Consider the following 25,170-nt stretch of genomic DNA (forward strand, 5'->3'; position numbering starts at 1 on the left):
TGTGGACGCGTGCTGGAGGACACACCGATGAACGTCGCGGCGATTTTGAAGCTGAAGGGCAGGGACGTCCTGACGGCGCCTCCGAGCACCAAGTTATTGGACATCGCCCAGCTTCTCGGCGAGCACAAGATCGGTTGCATCGTGATTGTCGACGGCGAGGGCAGCGTCGTCGGTATCGTCTCGGAACGGGACATTGTTCAGGAATTGGCGCGTGCTGGCACATCCGTCATGGATGAGCCCGTGGAAGTCTGCATGACCAAGTCGGTCGTCAGCTGCCGCGAAGCCGATACCACCGATCAGCTTATGGGTGAGATGACCGCCCATCGCTTCCGCCATATGCCGGTGGTCGAACGAGGCCGTCTGGTGGGCCTGGTCTCCATCGGTGACGTGGTGCGGATGCGCATCGCCGAGGCCGAGATGGAAGCCGCCGCGATGCGGGAATATATCGCCACCGGCTGATTGGCCGCTCCCGAGCGAGACTGCAACCTCTCCGGATGATTGTGAGCGCTCCGCGTTCGGGGTGCGGGCGTGCTCGCACGCGACCGCATTGCTCTCCGCCTGACCGCTACGCCGCGACCGCCTTCAGCGCATGGCGGATTTCGTCCAGCTGCGACTCGGCGGCCTGCGCCCCAAGCGCGATGGCCTCGTCGGCGCGATGGAAATCGAACAGGTTGATGCGGCCGGTCTTGGGGTTGATGGTGATGTCCGGCGGATCGCCCGCGAGCCGCGACCGGGCGATACGGTCCTGGGTGATATTGATCGCGTCCATCATCACCGCCGAAATGCCCGGCGCGCCCTTGCCGCGGCCAAAGAGCTGGCGATGCAGAAGGCGCAAGGCACCGCCGTCCTCGGCCGCACCGGTGCCGCTTTGGATGGCCGGGATCTCCATCTCGGACGGTTCGCCGAACGAGGCATGGTCATGGATCACGCCGGCCTTGCCGAACGGATCGCTGGTGACATTGACCGCGATCACGATGCGGGCGCCAAGCGCCCGGCAAACGGAGACCGGCACCGGGTTAACCAACGCGCCGTCGATCATCCACTGACCGTTGATCTGCACCGGCTTGAAGATGCCCGGCAGGGCGAAGGACGCGTTCAAGGCCGTGACGAGGTCGCCCTTGTTGAGCCAGACCTCGTGCCCCGTCCCGAGTTCCGTAGCAATGGCTACGAACCTCGGATCGAGATCTTCGATTTTGAGACCCTTGAGATGATCTTCAAGCTCCCGGGACAGCCGCTGGCCCGTGATCAGGCCGGAGCCGGAGAGGTTGAAATCCAGGAACCCGAAAATCCGCCGGGGTGTGAGGCTGCGGGCGAAGTCCTCGAGCCGGTCCAGGTTGCGGGTTACGTAACAGGCGCCGGCCACCGCGCCGATCGAGGTGCCGGCCACGACGTCGGGCTCAAGTCCCGCGGCGATCAGCGTGTTCAGGACGCCGATATGCGCCCAGCCTCTGGCGGATCCGCCACCGAGCGCGATACCGACTGTAGGTCTTGCCATTCTCAAAGCCTCTTACGGGACATATGGGTCCCGTATCGACACGTCGCAACGATCATACGCTGCTGTCGCAAGACGCGCGCCAATCTGCCTCAGGCCGGCCCCGCGAGTCGCAGCCTTATCCAATAGAACAATCCTACGAGGCTTTTAAAGTTTCGTTTTGGAGGGACCGCCATAAATGGCGTCCGGGTCGAAATGGCGCTCGGCGTGCACCATCACGAGCTTGCCGCCGGCCCCCGCGCCGAAGGGCACGGCGCGATAGAAGCACGAGAGGCGGCCCGTGTGACAGCACGCGCCGGCGCCGGTCATCTCGGCCGTGAGCCAGAGCACATCCTGGTCGCAATCGGTGCGGATCTCGACGACGCGCAACGTGTTGCCGCTGGTCTCGCCCTTGCGCCACAACGCATTGCGCGAGCGCGACCAGAAATGCGCCTCGCCCGTATCGATCGTGCGGGCCAGGGCCTCGTCGTTCATGTGAGCGAACATCAAGACTTCGCCGGTCTCGGCCGCGGTCACGATGACGGGCAGGAGACCGTGCGCGTCGAACACGGGCGCGAAGATGTCGCCTTCCTCCAGCGCGGCCTTGTCGTCGAGTTTGGGGAAACGTTTAGCGTCGGTCACCGCAATGTCTTCCTGTTGCGGCCGGCGCGTGCCTTTACGAGCGTCCGCGATCCAATGCCAGCTGCATGAAACGGGCTTGCTGCGCCGGGTCTTCCTTGAACACGCCGGTGAACTGCGTCGTGATGGTGGCCACGCCCGGCTTGCGGACACCGCGCATCGACATGCACTGATGCACGGCCTCGATCATCACCGCAACGCCCTTCGGCTTCAGGACGCGATCGATCGTTTCGGCGATCTGCGCCGTCATGGTTTCCTGTGTCTGCAGGCGGCGGCCGAACACCTCCACGACACGGGCGAGCTTGGATAGCCCCACGACCCGGTCCGTCGGGAAATAGGCGATATGGGCCTTGCCGATAAACGGGACCATATGGTGTTCGCAATGGGAGTTGAGCTCGATATCGCGCAGCATGACGATGTCGTCGTAGCCGCCGACATCGTCGAACGTGCGGGAAAGGACCTCGATCGGGTCGTCCTTGTAACCGGCGAAGAACTCGTCATAGGCGCCGACCACGCGCTTGGGCGTATCGCGCAGGCCCTCACGTTCCGGGTCGTCGCCCGCATAGGCGATCAAGGTCCGCACGGCCCGTTCGGCTTCCTCGCGCGAGGGACGGGCGATTTGCGGTCCCTTGCCGATCTCGATGCCCGCATAGAGTTTCCGACCTTTGCGGTCATCGGTCTTCGTGGCCATGACGTGACTGATCCTTCAGGTTGTCTAAGCGCTTGATTTTCTTTCAAAGAGAAAGATCGCGCAAGGCGAATGACGCAAGGTGCAGCAGCGCGTCATGTGGCGCATAGAAGATAAAATCCTCCGAGCATATATAGTGCGTAACCATGGCCTGCAAGCCGAAGGGCCGTTGCGACCGAGACGACAGGTTCATCGAAGAGGATTTGGAAGAGGATTTGAATGACGCGGCCCGAGGACATCTACAACGATCGATTGCTTGCCCTGGCCGCTTCGATCCCCCGAACGGAACGGCTGGCGTCGCCGCAAGCCACGGCCAAGGCGCACTCGAAACTGTGCGGCAGCACGGTCGAGATCGATCTCGACATGGATGGCGACGTCGTCACGGATTACGGGCAGACCGTTCGGGCGTGCCTTCTGGGGCAGACCGCGGCCTCGATCATGGGCCGGGAGATCGTGGGCTCGACCGCGGCGGAGTTACGCGCGGTGGGCGCCGCGATGCGGGCGATGCTGAAGCAAGGCGGCCCGCCGCCCGGGGGCCGGTGGGCGGACCTGGCCCTGCTCGAATCCGTCCGGGACTACAAGGCCCGCCAGCCGTCCACGCTGCTGGTCTTCGATGCGGTCGAAGACGCGATCGCCCACATCGAGGAGAAAAGGGCGATGGTCGCGCAGCGTTCGGCATGAAACACGCCAACGACCAGAACGCGCCGTCCGCATGGGGGCCGAAGGTCTGGGGCCGGCGTGTGGCGAAGGCCGTCCTGCTCGCCCCGATCATGGCCTATCGCTATACGTTCTCGGGCCTTGTCGGCGCCCATTGCCGTCATCTTCCGACCTGCTCGGACTATGCGCGCGAGGCCATCGATCTGAATGGCGCTTGGAGAGGCGGCTGGCTCACGCTGGCGCGGCTGTGCCGCTGCCATCCCTGGGGCAGCCACGGGCACGACCCCGTGCCGGACATCCGCGCCGAGCGTCATCGGTTCGCGCCGTGGCGCTATGGCCGCTGGCGTCTGCGGCCTGAATGCCTATATACGGGTGACGCGGCGCGCGATTCCCGATAAAAGGACGCCGCCTACACTCAAGTTCCATCTTACCTGCGCCGGTACGCAGGAGTGAGAGGAGAGATAAGATGATTTCCCTGAAGTTTCCCGATGGTTCCGCACGCGACTTCGAATCCGGAGTCACGGGGCGTGACGTTGCGCAGTCGATCTCCAAGTCGCTCGAGAAAAACGCGGTCGCGGTCGCGATCGACGGCCAGCTCCGCGATCTCGGCGAGCCGATCGAGAGCGATGCGGACATTCGCATCGTCAAGCGCACCGACCCCGAGGCGCTCACGCTGATCCGTCACGACACCGCCCATGTGATGGCCGAGGCCGTGCAGGCGCTCTATCCCGAAACGCAAGTCACGATCGGCCCGGTCATCGAGAACGGGTTCTATTACGACTTTGCGCGCGAAACGTCGTTCACGCCCGAAGACCTGCCGGTCATCGAGAAGAAGATGGCCGAGATCGTCGCGTCCAACCACCCGTTCACGGTGGAGGTCTGGAGCCGCGACAAGGCGCGGAAGGTGTTCGCCGAGAAGGGCGAGCACTTCAAGGTCGAGTTGGTCGATGCGATCCCCGAAGGCGAGGACGTCAAGATCTATCACCAGGGCGACTGGTTCGATCTGTGCCGCGGACCCCACATGGACAAGACTGGCCGGATCGGGAAGGGCTTCAAGCTCCTGAAGATCGCCGGTGCCTATTGGCGCGGGGACTCGAACAACCCCATGCTCCAACGCATCTACGGCACGGCCTGGGCGAACGAGGACGACCTCAAGGCCTATCTCCATATGCTGGAGGAAGCGGAGAAGCGCGATCACCGCCGCTTGGGCCGGGAGATGGATCTGTTCCACTTCCAGGAAGAGGCGCCGGGGTCCGTCTTCTGGCATGCCAAGGGCTGGTCGCTGTTCCAGTCGCTGATCGGTTATATGCGCCGGCGTCAGCAGGAGTGGGGCTACTCCGAAGTGAACTCGCCGGACATGATGGAACGCACGCTCTGGGAGCAGTCGGGCCATTGGGAGAAGTTCCAGGAGAACATGTACATTGCCGAGACGCCGGACGAACGCGTCTTTTGCTGCAAGCCGATGAATTGTCCCGGCCATGTGCAGATCTTCAAGAACGGCCTGAAGAGCTACCGTGATCTTCCCTTGAAGATTGCCGAGTTCGGCAAGGTGCATCGCTACGAGCCTTCGGGCGCGCTGCATGGCCTGTTGCGCGTCCGGCACTTCACGCAGGACGACGCGCATATCTTCTGCACGGAAGATCAGATTACTGAGGAATGCGTGAAGCTCAACGAGCAGGTGCTCTCGATCTATCGCGACTTCGGCTTTACCGATGTCCGCATCAAGTTCTCGGACCGGCCGGAGAAGCGCGTCGGTGCGGACGAGGTCTGGGACAAGGCGGAAGCCGCGCTGAAGCGCGCCGTCGAGGCGGCGGGGCTTTCCTACGAGCTCAATCCGGGCGAGGGCGCCTTCTATGGGCCCAAGCTCGAATATGTTCTGCGCGATGCTATCGGCCGCGATTGGCAATGCGGCACGGTTCAGGTGGACCTCAACATGCCTGAGCGGCTCGGCGCCTACTACATTGGCGCCGACGGCGAGAAGACGGTTCCGGTGATGATCCATCGCGCCATGTTCGGGTCGCTGGAACGTTTCACGGGCATTCTCATTGAGCACCACGCGGGACATCTGCCGCTCTGGCTCGCGCCGACGCAGGCGGTCGTGGCAACGATCGTCTCCGACGCGAACGGTTATGCCGAAAAGGTGCTGGCGCGGCTGAAGGCGGCCGGGCTACGCGCCGACGCGGATCTCCGCAACGAGAAGATCAACTACAAGGTCCGTGAGCACTCCGTGGCGAAGGTGCCGGTGATCCTGGTGGCCGGCAAGCGCGAGGCGGAAGAGGGCACGGTCTCCGTGCGCCGGCTCGGCTCGCAGAAGCAAGAGGTGATGAGCCTCGACGACGCGGTCGCGATGATCGCCGCCGAGGCGGTGCCGCCCGACATGCGGGACGAACCGGACACGGCCGAAGCCGCTTGAGCCTTGCGTGCTCTCAGGCCGGGCTAACGCGACGGGCGCAACAGAGCACCTGGGTTGAGAAGCGGTGCATTGGGATCGGCGGGTGTTGAGAACCCGTCGAAGCCGCCCGGTCCTTCGCCCGCAAGGCCGCCCGTCCCCGGACGCGGCGCCTCCGGCGGATCGAGCAGGGCTTGGAGCGCTTCGGCCGATATGGGGCCGTCCTCGATGGCCACTTCGATCTGTTTGTCGCTTCCCGGTTCGATCGAGAACTTCCGCGAATAGGACTGACCGTCATGTTCGGCGACCACGGCATAGCTGCCGGCGGCGAGGATGTGGGTCGGGAGCGCGCCCACATTGGCTTTCACGTTGTCGCCGGCGGAGGTCAAGATCTGCCATTTGGTGTCGGCCAAGGCTTCGCCGCCCGCGGCTTGGACGAGGCGGAAGGTGATCTTCGCGCCGGTGTGCTTGATGGTGGCTTGGGTAATGCGCCCCGGTTCCACCGTGACGTCCACGCCGACATTCGCGTTGGCGTCGCCGTAAAGGCTCTGGATGTGATAGGCGCCTGCATTGAGGCGCACGACGCGGTTCGGTTTCGCGTCGGCGAGGATCGTTTCGCGCTTGCCGAACTGGTCCTGCTCGTCGGATTGGATATCAAAGTCGACGTCGCCCTCGGGACATTCCACGCCATCGGCAAGGACGGCCCGTAGCATCAGCCCGCCGGTGTTGAGGATAAAGGCTTCGTCCCGCGTGACGCCTCCCTCGACCCTGATCTTCTTCGTCAGGTTGGAAAGTCCGTAGGCGGCGTTGACCAGATATTCGCCCGGCAGCAGCGTCGTCGAGGGCGCCGCCTCGCGGTGCGTGCTGATCAGCGTGAAGCCGCCGTCGGCCTCGGTCTCGGTACTGTAGATGCGCCAGATCAGACCCGACTGCAGCCGCGGCCCTCCCTCGGTCACGAGGGCATGGAAGCTGACCGGTACGGGTTCGGCCGGCGGGGTCGGCACGGGGTCCGGCGGCAGCACGGCGATGATGCTTTCGGCGGTGTTCACGCTGCTCGATCCGCCGGACTTCGTAACGGCGGATTCGCCGGGGGCGCTCAGGCGGGATATGGCGGGTGCGGAGGACGTCCTCGGCGGCATCGCCGCTGGCGGTACGGCGGCCATGGTGGCTTCGGCCGACGCGTCGATGTCCGCGAACACCGCGCCGAGGGCGATCTCAAATCCGGCTCCGTTGGTCGCGGCGACAAATTTGCCGCCAGTGGTATTTGCCAGGCAGGCAAGCGGCTGGACGTCGTCCGGCTTATCGCTCAGGCCCACCACATGGATCCGCAAGTCCTTGTGCTTCTCTTTGAGCGCTTCAGCCGTGGCACAGGGGTCCGCCTCGCAATTGTCCCCGCCATCGGCGATCAAGACGATGTTGAGCGGCGTCCCCATTCCGCCGAGCATGGCGGCCGCGCCGATCGCCGAGGCAACGGGTGCCTTGCCTTTCGGCTCGACACTCTCGAGCAGCGTGGGCGCCGTCGCCGCTGTCACCGTGCCGGGTTCGGCCAGCGCCTCGATATCGGCACAGCTGTCGCTCTTGCCGTTTCCGAAGGCAACCAGCCCCAACGCGCGCTTGTCGGCCTCTTTGGATAGCGCCTTTGCAAGGGCGGCGCGGACGGTGTCGATCTTGGCCGTGTCGCCGATCTTGCCGCTCATGCTCTTCGAGGCATCGAGCACGACGACGGCGTCTTCCAGAGCGGGCGCGGACGCGTCTTCGGCGGCCGCCGATGCGGCGCCGAGGACGAGAACGGGCAAAAGCACAAGCTTTCGCGCCGCTAAGACCTTTCCGCGCATGCTGATTCTCTTTCAGATTTCTCTGCCGTGCGGCGCTCCACTATAGGCTCTGTCGGGGCGCCCCTCCTGTAAATTGACGCGGAATGAGGCCGATTTTTGGAGGGCGCTCCCCGTACGGAGGTCGAAAAGGCGCCATTGTGACGTACGCCGTTTCGCGATATGCACCACAGACTTAGCCAATCCAACGCATTCCATGTCCCAGCCCGTCATCCAACACCTGCTGACACGCCGCTCCGTTTCGGCCAACGCGCTTTCCGAACCCGGGCCTGATTCCGCCCAGCTCGATCAAATCCTGACCGCCGCGGCGAGGGTTCCCGACCACAAGAAGCTGGTGCCGTGGCGCTTTATCGTGTTCCGAGGCGGCGCCCGGGAGGCGTTCGGGCGCGAGCTTGCCGAAATCTGCCGCAAGGAGCAGCCCGAGCCGAGCGCCTTCCGGCTCGAGACGGAGTCCAAGCGCTTCATGCGCGCGCCGCTGGTGATCGCGGTGATTTCGCGCGTGGCAAAGCCGTCTCCCGCGCCCGAGTGGGAACAAGTGCTGTCGGCGGGCGCCGCGTGTCAGAATCTGGTTGTGGCCGCGAGCGCGCTCGGCTACGGCGTCAACTGGGTCACCGAGTGGTGCGCCTATAGCGAGGGCGTCAACCGGGCATTGGGGCTTGCGGAAAACGAGCGGGTGGCCGGATTCATCTATGTGGGCACCGCCAAGGAGCGGCCCGAGGAACGGCCGCGTCCGGCGCTGGACGAGGTCGTGTCGGTGTGGCAGGGCTGACGTCGTCCTGGTGCGGGCGCGCGTGTCATCGCTCACGTTCGCTTCCGGGCAGGACCGATGTTGAAACGGCTTAGGCCGGACGTACGGTAGGCTTCATGTTCTACGATGCAGTGGCCAATACGCATGGGCTGGAGCGCGACCCGTTCACGGCTCTGGTCAGTCCGCGGCCCATCGGCTGGATCTCGACCCTCGACGTGAACGGGGTGGTCAATCTCGCGCCCTACAGCTTCTTCAACGCGGTTTCGACCAATCCGCACTTCGTGATGTTTTCGTCCGGGGGCCGGAAGGACAGCCAGCGCAACGCCGAGGAGACCGGCGAGTTCGTCTGTTCGCTGGCGACGTACGATTTGCGCGAGGCCATGAACCGGACCTCGAAGCACGTGGAACCCCATGTGGACGAGATGGCGCTCGCAGGGCTCAGCCCCGCACCGTCGACCCTGGTCGCGCCGCCGCGCGTGGCGGAGTCCCCGGTGGCGTTCGAGTGCAAGTACTGGCGGACGGTCGAGCTTCCCGGCGTGGACGGAAAGCCGGGAAGCCATGCCATCGTGCTGGGCCAGGTCGTGGGGATTCATATCGACGACGACGCGCTGGTCGCCGGGAAGGTCGACGTCACCAAGCTGCGGCCCATCGCCCGGCTGGGCTATCGCGATTACGCGGTGATCGACGAGGTGTTCGAGCTCGGCGGGTCTCAGTAACCGAACTGTTCGGCCAGGATCCGCTCGGCCAGCGTATGGCCGGGATCGAACATCATGAAGATGTCGACACCGCTGGCTTCGGCGATGTCCACGGAGACCACGTTCCGGAACTCGGTGTGATCGGCCACCGCGCTGACGGGCCGTTTCTCGGGCTCGAGGACCTCGATCAGGACGCGCGCGTCGTTGGGCAGCAGTGCACCGCGCCAACGCCGGGGCCGGAACGGGCTGATCGGCGTGAGCGCCAGCAGCGGCGCCGTGATCGGCAGGATGGGTCCGTGGGCCGACAGATTGTAGGCGGTGCTGCCCGCAGGGGTGGAGACAAGCACGCCATCGCAGATCAGTTCACCCATCCGCGTGGTGCCATCGACGCCGATCTTGAGCTTTGCCGCCTGGTGGATTTGCCGGAACAGCGACACTTCGTTGATGGCAAGGGCCTCGTGGCTGTCCCCGTTCTCGTCGCGCACGAGCATGCGCAACGGGTGGATGACCGTGACCTCCGCCGCCGCCAAACGCTCTTTGAGCCGGTTTTCCTTGTAGTCGTTGAGCAGAAAGCCCACCGAGCCCCGGTTCATGCCGTAGATCGGGATGCGGCTGTGAAGGTGGTCGTGCATGGTCTGGAGCATCAGGCCGTCGCCCCCAAGCGCGACGATCGCGTCCGCCTGCTCGGGCGGGACGTTGCCGTAGCGCTTGACGAGCGCGGCGTATGCGTCTTCCGCATCGCGCGTCTCGCTGGCTACGAACGCGATCTTTTCGAAGTCTGCCATGACAAGTCTGCTGCGCTTTCAACCGCCCATTGAGAGAGGCCACACTAAAGCTGTGGTGTTAATGTCGTGCAAGTATCTCTTACAAGTATCTCTGTCTCGAACCATGTCCGACAGTGGCAAACGCCTCTCAAGAAGGGCGACTAGGGAGCGATCATGGAAGACACCGAACTGCCGGTTCTGATCTACACGACATTCGCCAGCCTCGACGATGCCAAGACCGTGGGCGGCGCGTTGGTCGATGCGCGTCTCGCGGCCTGCGTGAACGTCTTCCCGGGCATGGTCTCCATCTACCAATGGGAGGGTGTGCGGGAGACGGCGGACGAGGTGGCGATGATCGTCAAGACCCGCGCCGGGCTGACGGACGCGGTCCTGACCGAGGTCAAACGGCTGCATCCTTATGAGGTGCCCGCGCTGCTGGTCTTGCCCACGCAAGGGGGCGGCGCGGAGTATTGCGCTTGGATCGTCGAGGAGACGCAAGCCGGGCCACAAGGCGGGAGGGTATGATGGGGCATATCCTGGCCATCGATCAGGGGACCACGAGCACGCGCGCAATCGTGTTCGACGCGGCCGGACGGCCGGGCGCTTCGGCCGCGCGGCCCTTGACCCAGATCTTCCCGCAACCGGGCTGGGTGGAACACGACCCCAATGAGATCTGGCGTGCGGTCCGCGAGGTTTGCGCCGCGGTCGTTCGCGAGGTGGGGGCGGCGAACATCGCCGCGGTCGGCATTTCCAACCAGCGCGAGACGACCGTGGTGTGGGACCGCGCGACGGGTGCGCCGCTGCACAATGCCATTGTCTGGCAGGACCGGCGGACCGCGCCGTTGTGCGCCGATCTCGAGCGGGAAGGCTGGGGCGCGCATATCACCGATGTCACCGGCCTGCTGATCGATCCTTATTTCTCGGCCACGAAGCTGGCATGGCTGCTGGACAATGTTCCCGGCCTTCGTGAAAGGGCCGCGCGGGGCGAGGTGTGCTTCGGCACGGTCGACAGCTATCTCCTGTTCAAGCTCACGGGCGGGGCGTTGCACACGACCGACGCGACCAACGCGGCGCGCACGATGCTGTTCGATATCCGCAAAGGTGCGTGGGATCCGCCGCTTCTGGAGCGTCTCGGGGTTCCGCCCGCCATCCTGCCCGAAGTGCGCGACACGTGTGGCGATTTCGGCCAGACGCAAGACGAGGCGTTCGGCGCGGTGTTGCCCATTCGTGGCGTCGCGGGCGATCAACAAGCTGCGGCCAAAGGGCAGGCCTGTGTGCGGCCCAGCATGATCAAAGCGACCTACGGGACCGGTTGCTTCGTTGTTGCCAACACGGGCGACAGCAAGGCCCAATCCGCCAACCGCATGTTGTCGACCATCCTGTCCCAGGAGCGTGGCGTGCGGACCTTTGCGCTGGAGGGCGCGATCTTCATGGCCGGGGCCACCATTCAATGGCTGCGTGACAATCTCGGGCTCATCGCGGCGGCGGCCGACAGCGAGGCGTTGGCTCGGGAGGCGAACCCGGAGAGCGGAGTCTATCTGGTGCCCGCCTTCCAGGGGCTCGGCGCGCCGGTCTGGGACGCGGGCGCGCGCGGGTCGATCCTCGGCCTCTCCCGCGCATCGACCAAGGCGGACATCGTCGCCGCGGGGCTCGAGTCCGTCGCCTTTCAAACGCGGGACCTTCTCGGGGCCATGCGCGAAGACATGGCGGCGGCCGGAATCGGCGAGAACGACACGCTGCGGGTCGACGGGGGCATGACCGACAACGTCTGGGCCATGCAGCGTCTCGCCGACATCTTGGGGGAGTCTGTCGAGGTCGCGCCGATCCCGGAGACGACCGCCTTGGGGGCGGCCTATTTCGCGGGGCAAGCAGCCGGCGTCTACGGCGACGATGCGGAGCTGGCGAAGGCTTGGGCGCCGGCCCGGCGCTACGAACCGCAAATGGCCGCGGCCGAGCGCGAGGCCCGTTACGCCGGCTGGCTGGAGGCCGTCGACCGCGTCCGCAGCGGGAGAGCCTAGCCTCTTCATCCAAGTCCGAAAGGCTGCTCGCAGGGCCCGTTCTGCAAGGCCTCGGGGCGCGTTAACGCGTTGGGAATCCTTTGCGGGCAAGCTTGGCGCGAGGAGTGGCAACGGGTTGTTGTTGCCGCCGCGTCGTCGAGTATTGCGTTGGAGTTGCCCGTGTCCGCGAGACAGAGTGTCCTGAAGCAGGTCTCAGACAGCCTTGTGTCGTCGGGGCTGTACAGCAAGCCGGCCGCGCTGGCCTTGCTTGCCAAGCAATTCGTGGGTTTCGGCCCGCATCTGCCCGATCCTGACAAGGCTTTGAGTCAGCCGGAGGGACTGGTCGGACGCTGCGGGTCTCTCAACGTGCCGACCATGGTCGCGGCCTATGCGAAAGGGCTTTATCCGCAGGAGAAGAAGTGGTGGGCGCCTGCCGAGCGCGCGGTCTCGTTCCCCGAGCATGTCCGCATCTCCCAGCGCGTCTGGCGGCTGCTGCAAACGCAGGCCTACGGTGTCACCTTCGATGCGGATTTCGCGGCCGTGCTGCGCGGCTGCGCGCCGGAACCCGCCGTCGGAGAAGCCTTCATGGCGTTGCATCAGGCGGGCTATGCGCATTCGGTCGAAGCCTGGGACCGCAGCGGACGTCTCGCGGGCGGTCTTTTCGGACTGTCGGTCGGACGCGCCTTCTTCACCGAGGGCTTGTTTTCGCGCGAGCGCGATGCCGCCAATGTGGGCTTCGTGACCCTGAGCTGCCATCTGCAGCATTGGGGCTTCAAGCTCAATGACGGTAAACGCATGGGCGGTCATCTGAGCCAGCTCGGCTTCGTGGTCGTGCCCCGCTTTGCCTTCAACGGGCTCCTGTCCAAGGCGATCCTGTCTCCGACGCGCGTGCCGGTGGAGCGTCGAAACCGGGCTGGACGCCGCGCGCTGGAATCCGAAATACGCCGGCACGGGCAAGGCAACCGGGCGGTCGCCGCGCAAGGACCCCGTCACGCTGCCCCCATCGGCTTGAGGATTTGCGCCGGTCCGCGTGGGCGGGTGCTTTTTGCTGCGGCCACGGCCAATGCGGGCCTTGTCGGATCGCGGGCGCGGTCGGCGTTGCGGCCAAGAAAATGCTCACCAGGGCATTTTTGCTTGCATTGTCGTGTTGCCCGGCCATGATCGGTCCGAAATCAACCCCGTGAATTCCCGATACGCCTTTGTCTTTATTGGAAAATTTCGCGCCGAAGCGCCCGCAGAACATAGACGTTGCAACGCTTGGGCGCGACGCTATGGCGGGGACGATCTCGGCGATCGTCAATATCGCCTATTGCATCTCCTTTAGCGCGCTGATTTTCCAGGGCTCCATTGCCGCCGGTTTTCCGTTGGGACTGGCCGCGCTCATCATGGGCACCATGGTGACGGGCGTCGTCGTGTCGTTGACCACGACGCTCGTTCCGGCGGATGCGGGGCCGGACACGCCTGCGGTCGCGGTCATGAGCGTTCTGGCCACCACCGTGGCGGCGGGGCTTGCCGCGAAGGGCGTCGATACGGAGACGATGATCATCAACGTGATGATCGCCATCACCGTCAGCACGTTTCTCACCGGAGCGGTTCTGTTCGGCCTGGGCGGGCTGAAACTCGGACAATGGCTGCGGTTCGTTCCGTTCCCGGTCATCGGCGGCTTCCTGGCGGCATCGGGCTTTCTGCTCATTACCGGTGGCGTCGAGGTCATCACAGGCAGCAATCTGACCCTGTCGCCGTCGAGCTGGACCGTCATGGCCGATGGCCGCTATGCGCCTCAAATCGGGGTGGGTCTGGCCTTCGCCTTCTTCATCGTTCTGCTGAAGCGGTGGATGGACGACTACCTGACACTGCCCATCGCCTTCGTGGTCTTCCTGGTCGTACTGAACGTGATCCTGCTTTGGTTCGTGCGCGATCCCGAGACGCAAGCCGATTGGTATCTTGCCGCGGTGGGTGCGCTGCAACTGTGGTGGCCGATCGAGGCGCTTACGACCCATGACATCGATTGGGGCGTCATGGCCATGAGCAGCGCGGAAATCGGCGCCGTCTGCGGCGTGACTGCGATCTCGATGCTGCTCGACGTGTCGAGTCTCGAAGTCGCGCGGCAGAAATCGGCCGATCTCGACAAGGAGTTCCGCACCAACGGTCTGGCCAACGTGCTGGCGTCCGTCCTCGGCGGCGTCGCGGGCAATCTCTCCCTCAACAACAGCCTACTCTTGCAGCAGGCGGGCGCCGTCACGCGGATCAGCGGCGTATCGGTCGCGGCGATCTGCGGGCTGGTTCTGTTCGCAGGCGCCGATGTGGGCTCGTTCGTACCCAAGGCGATCCTCGGTGGGATGCTCGCCTATCTCGGGACGATGATCCTGATCGAGGCGCTGGTGCATTCCCCGGCGCAGCGGTCCCGGACGGATTTGGCGCTCGCGATCGCCATCGCGCTCGTCATTCTGTATTTCGGCTATCTGGTCGGCGTGGTGCTCGGCGTCATCGGCGCCTGCCTGCTGTTTGCTCTGTCCTATAGCCGGATCGGCGTGATCCGGCGTCACCTGACACGCTACGAACTGTCGAGCAGCGTGGATCGCTCGCCCGAACAATCGCGCCTTCTCCAAGAGGAAGGCAAGCGCGTGCATGTCTTCTGGCTGTCGGGCTTCATCTTCTTCGGATCCTCGAACGGCCTGTTCGAACGCATCCGGCGCGTGATCGAGGGACAGAAGGAGAAGCCCGTCGGCTATATCGTTCTCGACTTCAGCGCGGTGCAGGGGCTCGACACCTCGGCGGTTCTGAGCCTGGTCAAGCTGCGCAACTATTGCGAAGAACGGGACGTCACGCTCGTCTTCAGTGGTCTGAGCGATTCAATGCATGCCGCGTTCATGGGCGCGGGCTTCTTCGGCGCCGACCGGCCCCACCAGGCCTTTCCCACGCGCAACGATGCCGTCGAGTGGTGCGAGGACATGGTGCTGCTTTATCACGAGGTGGGCGAGGCCTCGTCGCACACCTTCGAGTCGTGGCTGCAGACCGAGCTCGGCGGCGACATCACCTTCGAGCGGGTCGAGCCCTACATGACACGGAGGGAACTGGACAGCGGCGTCGTGCTGTTCCGGCAGGGGGAGCCGTCCGATTCCGTCGTGTTCCAGGCCTCCGGGTGCGTCGCCATCACGATCACCGGCGAATACGGACGGGCGATCCGCCTGCGGCGCATGCTCGGTCACACGGTGGTGGGCGAGATGGGCTTCTATCGCGACGTGCCGCGCGGCGCGAACGTCGTCGCCGAGGGCGCGAGCGTGGTGTACATCCTAACCCGCGAGTCCTTCGACAAGATGCAGGACGAGGACCCGGCCGCCGCGGCCGCGCTCCATAAGCTCATCATCAGGCTGTTGTCCGACCGGCTTGAATTCGCGAACCGCGAAATTTCGGCGCTTCACTAATACATCGCCCAGACAAGCACGGCGACGATCCCAACATAGGTCAGTCCGTGCAGGAGCTGGTCCATGCCAAGCGCATGCCAATAGATCGATGTTTGTGGCGTTGCGTTGAGGCGGCGGCCGACTTGCTCCTTCGCCCAATCCACGTGGTAGTGGATCACGAACTCGCCAAGGGCGATGCCAAGGACCAGCAGCAAGGACGCGGGTACCAGCACTAGATACACGAACGGCGTCATTGCCACGTGAATGCCCGCGTGGAGAAGGCCGCCAGGATGTCCGTAGATGCCTTTGTTGCAGAACTGGTAGGGCGTCTGAAGGAAGAAATCCGCAGCGGTGTGCTTGACGAGCAGGACGGCGAGTGCGGCAAGACAGAGAATGGCAATTTCGGGCATGAGCGCGTTTGCTGAAGAGGCTTCCGGTTCGAACTGGCGATGGGTGGATGACTTGGCGCGGTGGACTACTTCGAGGTCGCTTGTGCGGTGCCGTCCCAGTCATCCGGCGGCGGCGTTGTCCGGAAGGTCCTGATGCGGTCGCGATAGAGGGCGTAAAGGCCCTTGAGCTTTTCGCCGCCCGGCGTTTCGCATTCCCGGAGCAGCGCGTCCGCACCGTCCCAGTCCCGGTCGCGATAGGCGGACAAGAAGGCCTCGTGTTTGGCCGTAAACGCCTTGAAGGCATCGCTTTGCCGAACGGTGTCGTCGCCCATTAGGGCGAAAATGCGAGTGGCCTCCGTCTTTCCTTTCACCTTCAAGAGATCGAGTTCGAGAAAGGCGAAGTCGTGCGCGCGCGTGGCGGTCTCCTCGCCGGCGATGATCACGAGGTCGTAGGTCTTCGATTGGCCCTCGAGGCGTGAGGCGACATTGACGTTATCGCCGATCACGGAATAGTCGAACCGGGTCTCCGAGCCGAGATTGCCGACGCAGCACAGCCCCGTGTTCAGACCGATGCCGAGTTTGACCGGTTTGAAGGTCCGTCCGGCCTCGTCGGCGGCTTGCTGCCAGCGCTCGTTCAGCACGGCCATCTCGTCGACCATGCGCAGCGCGGCGGCGCAGGCATTGCCCGGATGATTGGGGTCGTCGAGGGGCGCATTCCAGAAGGCCATCAACGCATCGCCCATGAATTTGTCGATCGTGCCGTTCTCGTCGAGGATGATGTTGCTCAGCGGCGTGAAGAGCTCGTTGAGAAAGCGCGTGAGTTCCTCCGCGTCGAGACCCTCGGAGATGGTCGTGAATCCGCGGACGTCGCTGAAAAGGAGCGTCATGTCGCGCGTCTCGCCACCGAGTTTCAGCCGGTCCGGTTCGTCGGCCAGCCGTTCGACGAGGGCCGGGGCCATGTAGTGCGAGAACGCGTTGCGCACGCGATTGCGCTCGCGCTCGGTTCGCAAGAACACGAAGGACGATCCGGTGAGATAGATCGCGGTCAACGCGATCGTCGGATAGACGGGGTCGACCAGCCAGCCCCAGCTCTCGAAGCATGCCAAGAGAGCCAGACGACGAAGCCGACGCAACGCCGCCGACAACGGCGCTGCCGAGTGCGCCGGCGCGGTAGATCAGGACGGCGATCAGGAGGCCCAGCAGGAGGATGTAGAGAAGTTCGGCAGGGGTCGCGAAGTCGGGCCGCAACAGATAGCTGCCGCGAATGATTTGCTCCACCGCCTGGGCGTGCAACTCGACGCCCGGAATCGAGGCTTCGAGCGGCGTGGCACGCAGGTCGAGCAGACCCGCCGCGCTCGTGCCGATCAGAAGAATGCGCCCGGCGATCTCTTCTTCGCCGAGTTCGCCGTTCAGGATCTTCCAGGCCGGCAGGTAGCGATCGCGAGTCTGAGGCGAGACGTGGAGAAACATCTGGCCGTTGGCGTCGGTCGGAATCTCGAAGTCGCCGACACGCACCTTCACGATTCCGGTTTGCTCGCCGAAGGCTTCTCGCCGCTCGCGCCCGAGGACTTGACCACATAGGTCGACGCCCCTTGGGCAACGCGCAAGAGATCCGCCGCAAAGGACGGGTACAGCGTTTCATCCAGGGTCACCAGAATAGGCATCCTCCGGATGATCTGATCGTGTTCGGGGACCCAGTTCAGCGCGCCCGCGCCGATCGCGGGGGTTTGCAGCGCCTTAAGACTCGAGGTTGCCCCCGGATAGTGGGGCGCGAACAGGCGCGGATCATCGCCGCCGAAGGAGATGCCGGACTCGATTCGGGCAGGGCGGTCTGGTTGCTGGGCGATGCGATGAACCCCATCACGACCGGCGCTGTGGCAATGGTCTCGGCGAAGATCTGGTCGTTGGAGGGCAATTCGTCGAGCTCGGTCTTGAGCTGGGTGAGCTGGTCGGATTGGGGCCAGAACTTCACCGCGTTGGCCGGCGACATCCGGTCCGGTTCCGGAAACACCATATCGAAACCGATGGTGGCGGCCCCTGCGTCGCGTAGCTTGGACAGGAGATCGCTCAGGATCGTCCGGGGCCACGGCCATTGGCCGATGCGCTTCAGGGACTCCTCGTCGATATCGACGATACGAACGGGTAGTTCCGGATCGAATTTGAGCGGCGACAGGCGCTGGTAGGAATCGAAGACGAGGGATCTGAGACGCGCGACGGGAGCCGGGTCCCAGACGCGAAGGGCCAGGGATGCCAAAATCGCGGCGCCCACGATGAGGCTATAGAGAAGACGTGGACCCATCCCGCTCGAAGTCCGTTGTTTTCGGCCGGGCGAGGGGCCCGCAGCGGCCAGACCCTAGCCGTTGACACGGGCCTGTCAATCGGGGCGACGGGAGCGGGAGGCCGGCCCGGAAGGGGGGAACGCCCCGAAGGGGGGCGTTCCGGCGCGGGCTAATCGGAGAAGCGCGTCGGGCGCAGGTTGCGCCACACGGCTTCGGTCTCCGTGTCGAGCGTATCGACGAACTTGCGCTTGGTACGGTAGGCGGGGGCGGCCTTTGCGCCGCGCTTCGTCACCACGACATCGTTGGTGTACGGCACGGGGCCGCCGATCCAGCGGGCTTTGCCGCGGTCGGCCAGGGCCGTATCGGTGCTAGCGGCCAGGACGGCCACGCCAAGACCGAGGCCAAAAACGGAAAGGCTCAGTTGCTTCAGCAATTCAGTCATCATGATCGGATCCTCCGGGGCGACAGTTCGCCGATCGGCGGTTGGGGGTCTGCCGTATATGGTGGGAGGCATGACCGGGATCAACGTGGCCTGGAACGGGGTGTGACGAACGTCACAGTTCCCAAATAACGCAGTATTTATCGTGCAGCCCGCGCGTTTGCGCTAAAATCGGGCAAATGGGCCAGACAAAGATGCCGGAGCACCGGCGACCCTTGTTTCGGGATACTTGGGGCACAGCCCCTCTTGGACGGAACGGCGCCGTCTTGCGGTTGCCGGCGTGTCTGGCCGCCGTGATCTCGTCTGTTTTCGTGGCGGCCTGCCTGACGCAGGTTTCGACGCCGGCGCGGGCCGGACGCTTCCTGCCCGAGGTCGAGAACCCGTATTGCAGCATCACGACCTACAAGCTGCGCGGCGTGGAGGAACAGGCCTCGTCGATGACGGACCGGCGCGGACGCCCCGTCATCGTGGTGAACGCCTCGACACTGCGCGACGACCCGAGCTACAGCCAGTTCCTTCTTGCCCACGAGTGCTGCCACCACACGCTGGGCCATGTCGCCAAGGCGAAGCAGGGGCTCGGGCATGTGGGGCCGCAAGCCTTTTTCTACATCGCTCCCGAGCTGAAGCGTATGGAACTCGAGGCCGATTGCTGTGCCGTGAGGCTCTTGCGCGAGCGCCACCAACAGGACGGGATCGATGCGGGGGCCGCTGCCATGGCCGAATTCGGCGAAAAACCGACGGGCGCTCATTACCCGACCGGTTTGCAGCGCGTCGAGACGATCCGCCGTTGTGCGGAGCTCGACCCGTAAGCCGTTACCAAGCCCGCGGTCTTTGGTGTAAGACGGTCGCAAGCACCATATCTTACAAGCGTCATCTCCGATCCGAGTGCGCGCCAATGTTCATTGGTCCGGCTCCCGATGCGGGGAGAAGGCTCACGACTAGGGCAGACAAGTGGTTTTGACTGAAGGCGAGTCACCAAGGACGCAGGCGACCGCATGGTCGAGGGCCGTGCGTTGGGTCGCGACCGCGGTTGCCATCGCGGCGCTTTGCTGTGCGGGGTCGGCCGCCGCAGGCGCGCGCGCGCTGCGCGTTTGTGCCGACCCCAACAACATGCCGTTTTCCAACGCCAAGGGCGAAGGTTTCGAGAACAAGCTCGCGGAGCTCATCGCCGACCGTCTGGGACGCGAGCTCGTCTACACGTGGTTCCCGGAGAATACCGGCTACGTGCCGAATACGATGGGGAGCAATGCCTGCGACCTGGTGATGGGCTATGCGCAAGGAACGGGGCTCATCGAGGATACGAACCCCTATTACTACGCCTCCTACGTTCTGATCACGCGCGGGGACGACGCCGGCCTGAACGGCGTGACGTCCCTTTCGGACCCCCGGTTGAAATCGAAGCGCATCGGCCTTGTGGCGCGGACGCCGCCCGCGAGCATCCTGGCCATGAATGGCCTGATCGCCAATGCAAAGCCGTTCGACGATCACTCCGGAGGGAGCCAAGCGGCTCTGGCACAGGAGATGATCGCCGAGATCGAGTCGGGCGAACTCGATGCAGGGCTTCTATGGGGGCCCATCGGTGGCTACTACGCGTCCCGTTCGAGCGTTCCGTTGACGGTTGTGCCGCTGGTCAAGGAAAACGCCGGGCCGGCGACGTTCTACGGGATCACCCTGGGGGTCCGTCCTAACGACCCGCAATTCAAGCATCAGTTGAACAAGGTGCTGGCCGAGAATTCGGCCGAGATCACCGCGATCCTGCAAGACTACGACGTCCCGGTCCTCGACCATGACGGGGAGCCTGTCACCAGCGACGGCGTGACGCCGCCAAGTCCCTGACGCCTACATCTTGCAGATGCTCTCGGGCTCGTCGATCCCGAGCGTGTCCACCTCGATCTCCGGATGGCTCGCATGGGGGAATCCCTTTTGCGGGGAAACGGAGACCGGCACCTTCTCGGTCGCGATCAGGATGGGCTGGCGGAACTGTCCGTCCCAGGGCCGGAATTGCTGCTTGATGCCTTTGAAGGGAGCAAGCTGGAGGTCCGGGCCATGGATGAAGGCCGAAACCGTGGCGAAATCGTTCTTCGGCTTGCGGGTCACCGCCTCGCCGACGGTCCGTGTCGCCACATAGGCCATGTGGTCGATCGGCAGCATGAGCCGCTCGAAGCGTTTCTCGAAATTGTTGTTCGCCTGGGTCGCGCCCCATTTCTCGTGGCCAGGGCTCCAGGTGGTGGCCGTCAGGCCCGTGGTGCCGGCCACGAGGCGCGCTTGTCCGCCGCCGCGATACGGTATCAGCGGTCCAAACTGCTGGTTTTCGTCCGCCACCACGATCACATCGTAATCCGCGCGCGGGACGATGCCGCTGCCGACGTTCGCTTCCTTGTGCGGCTTCGCGGGCGGGATGGGGCCGACCCCATCCCGGCGCCCGCCCGACACGTCGACATATTCGCGGACGCGACGATGTTGCCGCCAAATCGCTCTGCCGCCCGTTCGACCGCGTCGCGATAGGCGATGTCCGCATCGGTCGAGCCATGAACGACGAGCCAGTCGGTCCAGTCCATCTTGACGAGATATTGGGCGAGCGCGTCGGCCAGCATGTAGCGGTCCGGCACCACATGCATGATATTCGCACGGCAGTCCTGCTGACGCAGCGAGACATCCTCAGCGCGGATGTTGAACAGAAGCACGTCCTTGTCCTTGGCCCAGTCCGAGAGCTTCAGCAGGGTGGTCGCGGAGGCATCCACGACGATGTAGTTGTGGCCGGACTCGTAGAGCTTCTCGAGCGCGGCGACGGCATCCTCGGGGGAGGAAGCCGTTTCGACGTCAAGCGCGTAGAGATGGCCCACGAAACGGCCGCCCGCGTTGTTCTCCTTGATGCCCATTTCAGCGCCGGCGATGCCCGCATTCTCCGGCTCGATATCCAAGCGCGAGGCCGGCTGCGGGCCCCGGACCTCTTCACGCAGATAGCCGATATCGATCGGCACCATTTCGGGGGTTTGCTGAACGCGAATCGAAAAGCCGCCGTCTCGCTGACGGGATGGCCCGCGTTCGTCGGCGGCGGAGGCCGGGCTCGCCGTCAACGCGAGCAACAGGCCCGCGGCGACAAGCGCCACGCAGGCGAGAGGTCCGGCAGAAGCGTCTGTAAGCGTGTGGGTGCGCATAGGAGACCTCAAACGCCGGGCGTGCGTTTCCTCGGAGCCCGGTTCGCCCCTTGCCGGCGGCTTCCTCAGGGGCGGCCGAGTGGTTTTGGGGCATGGTACAGATGGCAAAACGCGTATGGCAAGTTAGAAAAAGTGACGGGAAAATACGGCAAATACTGCTGTTCGTTCATCCCGGCCTTCCAAAATGAGGATTCTGTTGGCGAATCGCGATCCCTCTCCAATATCTCGCGCGGCGGTGGTAGGTTCGGCCCATGCAGTTCTCACCTGGCGATGCAATCCGGTTTGGTTGGGAGACGTTCAAGAGGCGCCCCTGGTTCTTCATTGGCGCCGCGGCGATTTTGGTCTTGGCGAATATCGTCAACATGGGTGTCACGAGCGGGGTCAACAGTTTGACGGGCGGCACGCTCGAAGAGCCGAGCCTGCTATCGAACCTCGTCAATCTCGCTTTGAGCGCCTTGATCGTCATGGGGGCCATCGCCTTCTTCCTGGCCGCCCACGACAATCCGGAGGGCGTCGACTATTCGGCGTTGTGGCATCCGACCCCCTATTGGAAGTTTTTCGCCACCTCGCTTTTGACATCGCTCGCCATTGGCTTGGGACTCGTGCTCCTGATCGTGCCGGGCCTCATCGCCATGGTGCTGTTCATGTTCTCGACCTTCCTCGTCGTCGACCGCGGCTTGGGTCCGCTCGACGCGCTGAAGACGAGCATGGAGTTGACTAAGGGCAATCGCTGGCCCTTGTTCGGCTTTGCCCTCCTTACGGCGCTCATCGTCGCGCTTGGCGTGTTGGCGCTCGGGGTCGGGCTGCTCGTGGCGATCCCGATCGTGGGCCTCGCCACGGCTTATGCCTACCGATTGCTGTCGGGCGTGCCCGGTGCGATCCCGGTTGATGCGCGGCTCGCAGCGTGACGCCCAAGGCGCCTCAAACCTGGCGCCTCAAACCTGGCGGCTCAAACCTGGCGCCTCATACCTGGCGCCTCAAACCTGGCGCCTCACACCTGATCGCTGAAAAGACAAAGGCGCACCGCGACGGGGGCGCCTTTGGAACGGATCTGCGACGGCCGCCTATTCTGCCGGGACTAAAGGTTCGCCGTGCGCCTTGCCGACCTGCGCGGCATTGCGCGTGTTGCGGTAGACGAACTCCGTCGCGGGCTTCGCCGCTTCGGCCTTGGCCAGCTTCACCATCTCGCTGTGATAGGGCGAGAGCGAGCAGGCGGGGTCCGTGTTGCGCGGATCCTTCGTGATGGCCATGGCCTGGCAGCGGCAGCCGCCATAGTCCACTTCCCGGAACGCGCAGGACTTGCACGGCTCCTTCATCCAGTCGGTGCCGCGGAAGGCGTTGAACGCCTCCGAGTCCATCCAGATGTCGAGCAGCTTCTTGTCGCGCACGGTGTCGAAGTGTAGCTCGGGGATGCTTTCCGCCGCATGGCAGGGCAGCACCTTGCCGGCGGGCGTGATGTTCATGAAGCCCTTGCCCCAGCCGCCCATGCAGGGCTTCGGGCGCTTCGCGTAATAGTCCGGTACCACCATGTCGATGGTGAGCACGCCTTTCAGACGCTCGCGGGCGGCCTCCACATACTCGATCGAGGAGACCGTCTCCTCATAGGTCGGGATCAGCGCGGCGCGGTTGAGATAGGCCCAGCCGTAATATTGCGCGTGGGCGATCTCGATGCGTTGCGCGCCGAGTTCGACCGCCAGATCGAGATAACGCGGCACGTTATGGATGTTGTGGCGATGGATGGGGGCGTTGATCGTGAGCGGCATGCCGAGTTCGGTGACCCAGTGCGCGACCTCCAGCTTCTTTTCCAGCGCGTTCTTGAAGGCGCCAATGCGGTCCGCCCCGGCCGGGTCGACATCCTGGACCGAGATCTGGACGTGATCGAGCCCGAGCTCTTGGAGCTTCTCCAAACGCTCACGCTTCAGATTGACGGCGGCGGTAATGAGATTGGTGTAGAGGCCTGCGTCCGCGGCGGCCTTGATGATCTCCTCGAGGTCCTTGCGCGCGGTCGGCTCGCCGCCCGACAGATGAACCTGCAAAATGCCCATCTCGCCGGCCTGGCGCATGACCGAGCACCATTCCTCGGTCGAGAGCTCGTTCTTGACGCTCTCCAATTCCACCGGGTTCGAACAGTAAGGGCATTGCAGTGGGCAGCGGTGGGTGAGTTCTGCAAGCAGTCCCACCGGCGCGACGGCGCACAGCATGGCGGATTCGTCCGCGCTGCCGATGACGCCCGTCGTCGGCTCGTCGTCGACGGCGATGGCGTCGACATGTCCGTCAATCTTGAGGTCCTCGGTCATCCCATTATCCCTTGATGTATCCTTTGTCGGCCATGTCCTGGAGCAGTTCGACCACGTCGGCGGTAATCACGTCGACGGGAGCCGAATACTCCTCGGCCAGTTTCGCCGCGATGTCGTCCACGGTGCTTTCTCCGTTGCACAGCTTCAGCACCGAAACGGCGATGTTGTCCGGCGTCAGAATCCGTTCCGGCGCCAGCAGCACCCAACGGTCCCGCCCCGGGTCGTGGCGTAGCTTCAAGTAACGGGGCATCACCGGTTTCGTCGCCCGGTCGACCACAAGCCGGCCGGGCTGCTTCACGTCTGCCATCAGGCCGCGTCCGGCACGAAGGCGCCAGGCGGGATCATGCCCGGGTCCACATAGGCGAGGTAAAGCGCATCGAGCTGCGCCCACAAGACATGAGTCTTGAAGCGGAGCGCGTCGAGGGCGCCTTGCTGTGCCTCGGGGGTCCGGGCGTTCTGCTTGACATATTCCAGCGCGAAATTGGCGTCGCGCGGCGCTTGGGTCAGGCGACGCTTGAAATAGGCCATCACATCGTCGCTGATGAAGTCGTAGTTCTCGAGCATGCCCGAGATACGCTCCTTGTGAATGCTGGGCGCGAACAGTTCGGTCAGGGAAGACGCGACCGCCTCGACCAGCGTGTTTTCGCGCACGAAATTCACATAGGCCTCGACGGCGAAGACCGTCTCGGGTAGGGCGCCTTTCCGGGAGATCACGTAATCGCGGTCGAGGCCAAGCCCATCGGTGAGCACGAGCCAGCGTTCGATGCCGCCTTCTTCGGCGCCTTCGCCGTCATGGTCGGTGATGCGGTGGATCCACTCCCGCCGCAATTCGCGATCGTGGCAACGGCTCATCAGCGCCGCGTCCTTGCGCGGCACGGCCGCCTGGTAGCAATAGCGGTTCAGCGCCCAGGCCTGCACTTGGCCTTTGTTCAGCTTGCCGCCGTGCAGAAGCTTATGAAACGGATGCTTGTCGTGGTACTGCACGGCGCCGATGGCGCGCAGCTCCTCCTCGAGTTCTTCGGGGCTTAGAATCTTGGTCACGGGCCTACTTCCTCATCGGGTTTCCTTGTGCGGCGCTTCTTCCGGCGCCTCGCGAACGGTCTCTCCTAGATAAATGGGGAGAATCCGCAAGAAATCTACGGCGTGTTCATGAACACGGGCTTGAACCCGGATTAAGAACACCTGAAGCGCGCCGATGCGCGAGGACGGCACGGCTTCTCCAGTCAAGGCACTCTACTGGAAGGCCCTAGTCCGTTCCATTGCGCGCGGGTCGCAAATGGCATGTTCGCGCGGGGTGTGATAAGGAAATGCCCTTTCCGAAGCT

Annotated in this window: 27 protein-coding genes and 1 pseudogene; 13 read left to right on the forward strand and 15 right to left on the reverse strand. The window is 64.2% G+C overall.

The genetic code is table 11. The features are described from left to right. Positions 1-27: 27 nt before the first annotated feature. A complete protein-coding gene (locus tag AUC68_RS12865) occupies positions 28-459 on the forward strand; it encodes a CBS domain-containing protein (protein WP_069438183.1) in 432 nt (143 codons plus the stop codon). Positions 460-565: 106 nt separating this feature from the next. Here AUC68_RS12865 and AUC68_RS12870 read toward each other — a convergent pair whose 3' ends face one another. The 3 genes from AUC68_RS12870 to folE form a co-directional block, all read right to left on the reverse strand. Further along, positions 566-1,495 (reverse strand): patatin-like phospholipase family protein, encoded by a 930-nt coding sequence (locus AUC68_RS12870; RefSeq protein WP_069438011.1) that lies wholly within the window; start codon positions 1,493-1,495, stop codon positions 566-568. Between the two features lie 144 nt (positions 1,496-1,639). Beyond that, positions 1,640-2,113, reverse strand: a complete 474-nt coding sequence (gene hisI / locus AUC68_RS12875) for a phosphoribosyl-AMP cyclohydrolase (RefSeq protein ID WP_141701274.1) — start codon at positions 2,111-2,113, stop codon at positions 1,640-1,642. A gap of 34 nt (positions 2,114-2,147) precedes the next feature. After that, positions 2,148-2,801, reverse strand: coding sequence for a GTP cyclohydrolase I FolE (gene folE, locus AUC68_RS12880; protein WP_069438012.1), 654 nt, complete (start codon positions 2,799-2,801; stop codon positions 2,148-2,150). Positions 2,802-3,017: 216 nt separating this feature from the next. On the opposite strand from folE, the gene AUC68_RS12885 reads away from it, so the two are divergent. The 3 genes from AUC68_RS12885 to thrS all read left to right on the forward strand — a co-directional run bounded on the left by AUC68_RS12885 (position 3,018) and on the right by thrS (position 5,868). Further along, on the forward strand, positions 3,018-3,479 hold the full coding sequence (locus AUC68_RS12885; protein WP_069438013.1) for an iron-sulfur cluster assembly scaffold protein: 462 nt from the start codon (positions 3,018-3,020) through the stop codon (positions 3,477-3,479). Beyond that, positions 3,476-3,853 (forward strand): membrane protein insertion efficiency factor YidD, encoded by a 378-nt coding sequence (gene yidD, locus AUC68_RS12890; protein WP_083240724.1) that lies wholly within the window; start codon positions 3,476-3,478, stop codon positions 3,851-3,853. Before AUC68_RS12885 ends, yidD begins: the two co-directional genes overlap by 4 nt. Positions 3,854-3,921: 68 nt before the next feature. After that, positions 3,922-5,868 (forward strand): threonine--tRNA ligase, encoded by a 1,947-nt coding sequence (gene thrS / locus AUC68_RS12895; RefSeq protein ID WP_069438014.1) that lies wholly within the window; start codon positions 3,922-3,924, stop codon positions 5,866-5,868. A gap of 23 nt (positions 5,869-5,891) precedes the next feature. On the opposite strand, the gene AUC68_RS12900 is transcribed toward thrS, so the two are convergent. After that, positions 5,892-7,679 (reverse strand): vWA domain-containing protein, encoded by a 1,788-nt coding sequence (locus AUC68_RS12900; RefSeq protein WP_069438015.1) that lies wholly within the window; start codon positions 7,677-7,679, stop codon positions 5,892-5,894. Between the two features lie 193 nt (positions 7,680-7,872). On the opposite strand from AUC68_RS12900, the gene AUC68_RS12905 reads away from it, so the two are divergent. Then, the gene (locus AUC68_RS12905) at positions 7,873-8,445 is read left to right on the forward strand and encodes a nitroreductase family protein (protein ID WP_069438016.1); all 573 of its coding nucleotides are present in this window, start codon (positions 7,873-7,875) and stop codon (positions 8,443-8,445) included. Positions 8,446-8,540: 95 nt separating this feature from the next. After that, a complete protein-coding gene (locus AUC68_RS12910) occupies positions 8,541-9,140 on the forward strand; it encodes a flavin reductase family protein (RefSeq protein WP_069438017.1) in 600 nt (199 codons plus the stop codon). On the opposite strand, the gene AUC68_RS12915 is transcribed toward AUC68_RS12910, so the two are convergent. Further along, a complete protein-coding gene (locus AUC68_RS12915; RefSeq protein ID WP_069438018.1) occupies positions 9,134-9,904 on the reverse strand; it encodes an NAD kinase in 771 nt (256 codons plus the stop codon). The genes AUC68_RS12910 and AUC68_RS12915 overlap by 7 nt on opposite strands. 153 nt (positions 9,905-10,057) lie before the next feature. Here AUC68_RS12915 and cutA point away from each other — a divergent pair, with 153 nt between their 5' ends. From cutA to AUC68_RS12935, 4 genes are all read left to right on the forward strand, one after another. After that, positions 10,058-10,408: a divalent-cation tolerance protein CutA gene (gene cutA, locus AUC68_RS12920; RefSeq protein ID WP_069438019.1), complete on the forward strand. Its 351-nt coding sequence runs from the start codon at positions 10,058-10,060 to the stop codon at positions 10,406-10,408. After that, positions 10,405-11,901 (forward strand): glycerol kinase GlpK, encoded by a 1,497-nt coding sequence (gene glpK, locus AUC68_RS12925; RefSeq protein ID WP_069438020.1) that lies wholly within the window; start codon positions 10,405-10,407, stop codon positions 11,899-11,901. The genes cutA and glpK overlap by 4 nt, the downstream gene beginning before the upstream one ends. Positions 11,902-12,060: 159 nt before the next feature. Then, positions 12,061-13,041: a leucyl/phenylalanyl-tRNA--protein transferase gene (locus tag AUC68_RS12930; protein WP_141701275.1), complete on the forward strand. Its 981-nt coding sequence runs from the start codon at positions 12,061-12,063 to the stop codon at positions 13,039-13,041. A 110-nt stretch (positions 13,042-13,151) separates the two neighbouring features. Next, entirely contained in the window at positions 13,152-15,305 is a 2,154-nt protein-coding gene (locus AUC68_RS12935) for a SulP family inorganic anion transporter (RefSeq protein WP_069438022.1), read from the forward strand. Here the strand turns inward: AUC68_RS12935 and AUC68_RS12940 are convergent. The 5 genes and pseudogenes from AUC68_RS12940 to AUC68_RS12950 all read right to left on the reverse strand — a co-directional run bounded on the left by AUC68_RS12940 (position 15,302) and on the right by AUC68_RS12950 (position 18,397). Continuing rightward, positions 15,302-15,694, reverse strand: coding sequence for a DUF3307 domain-containing protein (locus AUC68_RS12940; RefSeq protein WP_069438023.1), 393 nt, complete (start codon positions 15,692-15,694; stop codon positions 15,302-15,304). The two genes, AUC68_RS12935 and AUC68_RS12940, sit on opposite strands and share 4 nt — an antisense overlap. A 65-nt stretch (positions 15,695-15,759) precedes the next feature. Beyond that, on the reverse strand, positions 15,760-16,779 hold the full coding sequence (locus tag AUC68_RS16120) for an adenylate/guanylate cyclase domain-containing protein (protein WP_083240725.1): 1,020 nt from the start codon (positions 16,777-16,779) through the stop codon (positions 15,760-15,762). A 136-nt stretch (positions 16,780-16,915) separates the two neighbouring features. Continuing rightward, a pseudogene (locus tag AUC68_RS18800) lies at positions 16,916-17,143 on the reverse strand (CHASE2 domain-containing protein); the annotation flags it as partial. Between the two features lie 229 nt (positions 17,144-17,372). Continuing rightward, positions 17,373-17,972 carry a CHASE2 domain-containing protein gene (locus AUC68_RS16130; protein ID WP_083240726.1) on the reverse strand — a complete coding sequence of 200 codons (600 nt, stop codon included), beginning with the start codon at positions 17,970-17,972 and terminating at the stop codon, positions 17,373-17,375. A 149-nt stretch (positions 17,973-18,121) separates the two neighbouring features. Next, positions 18,122-18,397, reverse strand: a complete 276-nt coding sequence (locus AUC68_RS12950) for a hypothetical protein (RefSeq protein WP_069438024.1) — start codon at positions 18,395-18,397, stop codon at positions 18,122-18,124. Between the two features lie 260 nt (positions 18,398-18,657). Here AUC68_RS12950 and AUC68_RS12955 point away from each other — a divergent pair, with 260 nt between their 5' ends. Both AUC68_RS12955 and AUC68_RS12960 read left to right on the forward strand, forming a co-directional pair. Next, positions 18,658-19,200: a M48 family metalloprotease gene (locus AUC68_RS12955; RefSeq protein ID WP_158008313.1), complete on the forward strand. Its 543-nt coding sequence runs from the start codon at positions 18,658-18,660 to the stop codon at positions 19,198-19,200. Between the two features lie 199 nt (positions 19,201-19,399). Further along, the gene (locus tag AUC68_RS12960) at positions 19,400-20,227 is read left to right on the forward strand and encodes a quinoprotein dehydrogenase-associated putative ABC transporter substrate-binding protein (protein ID WP_069438026.1); all 828 of its coding nucleotides are present in this window, start codon (positions 19,400-19,402) and stop codon (positions 20,225-20,227) included. Positions 20,228-20,230: 3 nt separating this feature from the next. Here the strand turns inward: AUC68_RS12960 and AUC68_RS12965 are convergent, their stop codons facing one another. Both AUC68_RS12965 and AUC68_RS12970 read right to left on the reverse strand, forming a co-directional pair. Beyond that, positions 20,231-20,716: a type 1 periplasmic-binding domain-containing protein gene (locus tag AUC68_RS12965; RefSeq protein WP_158008314.1), complete on the reverse strand. Its 486-nt coding sequence runs from the start codon at positions 20,714-20,716 to the stop codon at positions 20,231-20,233. A gap of 2 nt (positions 20,717-20,718) precedes the next feature. Further along, positions 20,719-21,501: an ABC transporter substrate-binding protein gene (locus tag AUC68_RS12970; RefSeq protein ID WP_158008315.1), complete on the reverse strand. Its 783-nt coding sequence runs from the start codon at positions 21,499-21,501 to the stop codon at positions 20,719-20,721. A 299-nt stretch (positions 21,502-21,800) separates the two neighbouring features. On the opposite strand from AUC68_RS12970, the gene AUC68_RS12975 reads away from it, so the two are divergent. Then, positions 21,801-22,457: a DUF7847 domain-containing protein gene (locus AUC68_RS12975; RefSeq protein ID WP_069438029.1), complete on the forward strand. Its 657-nt coding sequence runs from the start codon at positions 21,801-21,803 to the stop codon at positions 22,455-22,457. A gap of 156 nt (positions 22,458-22,613) precedes the next feature. Here the strand turns inward: AUC68_RS12975 and pqqE are convergent, their stop codons facing one another. The 3 genes from pqqE to pqqC all read right to left on the reverse strand — a co-directional run bounded on the left by pqqE (position 22,614) and on the right by pqqC (position 24,887). After that, the gene (gene pqqE / locus AUC68_RS12980; RefSeq protein WP_069438186.1) at positions 22,614-23,750 is read right to left on the reverse strand and encodes a pyrroloquinoline quinone biosynthesis protein PqqE; all 1,137 of its coding nucleotides are present in this window, start codon (positions 23,748-23,750) and stop codon (positions 22,614-22,616) included. A gap of 100 nt (positions 23,751-23,850) precedes the next feature. Further along, entirely contained in the window at positions 23,851-24,153 is a 303-nt protein-coding gene (pqqD, locus tag AUC68_RS12985; protein ID WP_069438030.1) for a pyrroloquinoline quinone biosynthesis peptide chaperone PqqD, read from the reverse strand. Then, a complete protein-coding gene (pqqC, locus tag AUC68_RS12990) occupies positions 24,153-24,887 on the reverse strand; it encodes a pyrroloquinoline-quinone synthase PqqC (protein ID WP_069438031.1) in 735 nt (244 codons plus the stop codon). Before pqqC ends, pqqD begins: the two co-directional genes overlap by 1 nt. Between the last annotated feature and the right edge of the window lie 283 nt (positions 24,888-25,170).

It is taken from the genome of Methyloceanibacter methanicus (assembly GCF_001723285.1).
Lineage (GTDB): Bacteria > Pseudomonadota > Alphaproteobacteria > Rhizobiales > Methyloligellaceae > Methyloceanibacter > Methyloceanibacter methanicus.

Coding starts and splice junctions, on each gene's coding strand:
- AUC68_RS12900 (WP_069438015.1), bottom strand. CDS start 7,679: ATGCGCGGAAAGGTCTTAGCGGCGCGAAAGCTTGTGCTTTTGCCCGTT.
- AUC68_RS12940 (WP_069438023.1), bottom strand. CDS start 15,694: ATGCCCGAAATTGCCATTCTCTGTCTTGCCGCACTCGCCGTCCTGCTC.
- AUC68_RS12910 (WP_069438017.1), top strand. CDS start 8,541: ATGTTCTACGATGCAGTGGCCAATACGCATGGGCTGGAGCGCGACCCG.
- pqqE (WP_069438186.1), bottom strand. CDS start 23,750: ATGCTGTGCGCCGTCGCGCCGGTGGGACTGCTTGCAGAACTCACCCAC.
- AUC68_RS12865 (WP_069438183.1), top strand. CDS start 28: ATGAACGTCGCGGCGATTTTGAAGCTGAAGGGCAGGGACGTCCTGACG.
- folE (WP_069438012.1), bottom strand. CDS start 2,801: ATGGCCACGAAGACCGATGACCGCAAAGGTCGGAAACTCTATGCGGGC.
- thrS (WP_069438014.1), top strand. CDS start 3,922: ATGATTTCCCTGAAGTTTCCCGATGGTTCCGCACGCGACTTCGAATCC.
- glpK (WP_069438020.1), top strand. CDS start 10,405: ATGATGGGGCATATCCTGGCCATCGATCAGGGGACCACGAGCACGCGC.
- AUC68_RS12885 (WP_069438013.1), top strand. CDS start 3,018: ATGACGCGGCCCGAGGACATCTACAACGATCGATTGCTTGCCCTGGCC.
- AUC68_RS12915 (WP_069438018.1), bottom strand. CDS start 9,904: ATGGCAGACTTCGAAAAGATCGCGTTCGTAGCCAGCGAGACGCGCGAT.
- AUC68_RS16130 (WP_083240726.1), bottom strand. CDS start 17,972: ATGGGTCCACGTCTTCTCTATAGCCTCATCGTGGGCGCCGCGATTTTG.
- AUC68_RS12935 (WP_069438022.1), top strand. CDS start 13,152: ATGGCGGGGACGATCTCGGCGATCGTCAATATCGCCTATTGCATCTCC.
- pqqD (WP_069438030.1), bottom strand. CDS start 24,153: ATGGCAGACGTGAAGCAGCCCGGCCGGCTTGTGGTCGACCGGGCGACG.
- AUC68_RS12905 (WP_069438016.1), top strand. CDS start 7,873: ATGTCCCAGCCCGTCATCCAACACCTGCTGACACGCCGCTCCGTTTCG.
- AUC68_RS12975 (WP_069438029.1), top strand. CDS start 21,801: ATGCAGTTCTCACCTGGCGATGCAATCCGGTTTGGTTGGGAGACGTTC.
- cutA (WP_069438019.1), top strand. CDS start 10,058: ATGGAAGACACCGAACTGCCGGTTCTGATCTACACGACATTCGCCAGC.
- AUC68_RS12950 (WP_069438024.1), bottom strand. CDS start 18,397: ATGATGACTGAATTGCTGAAGCAACTGAGCCTTTCCGTTTTTGGCCTC.
- AUC68_RS12870 (WP_069438011.1), bottom strand. CDS start 1,495: ATGGCAAGACCTACAGTCGGTATCGCGCTCGGTGGCGGATCCGCCAGA.
- yidD (WP_083240724.1), top strand. CDS start 3,476: ATGAAACACGCCAACGACCAGAACGCGCCGTCCGCATGGGGGCCGAAG.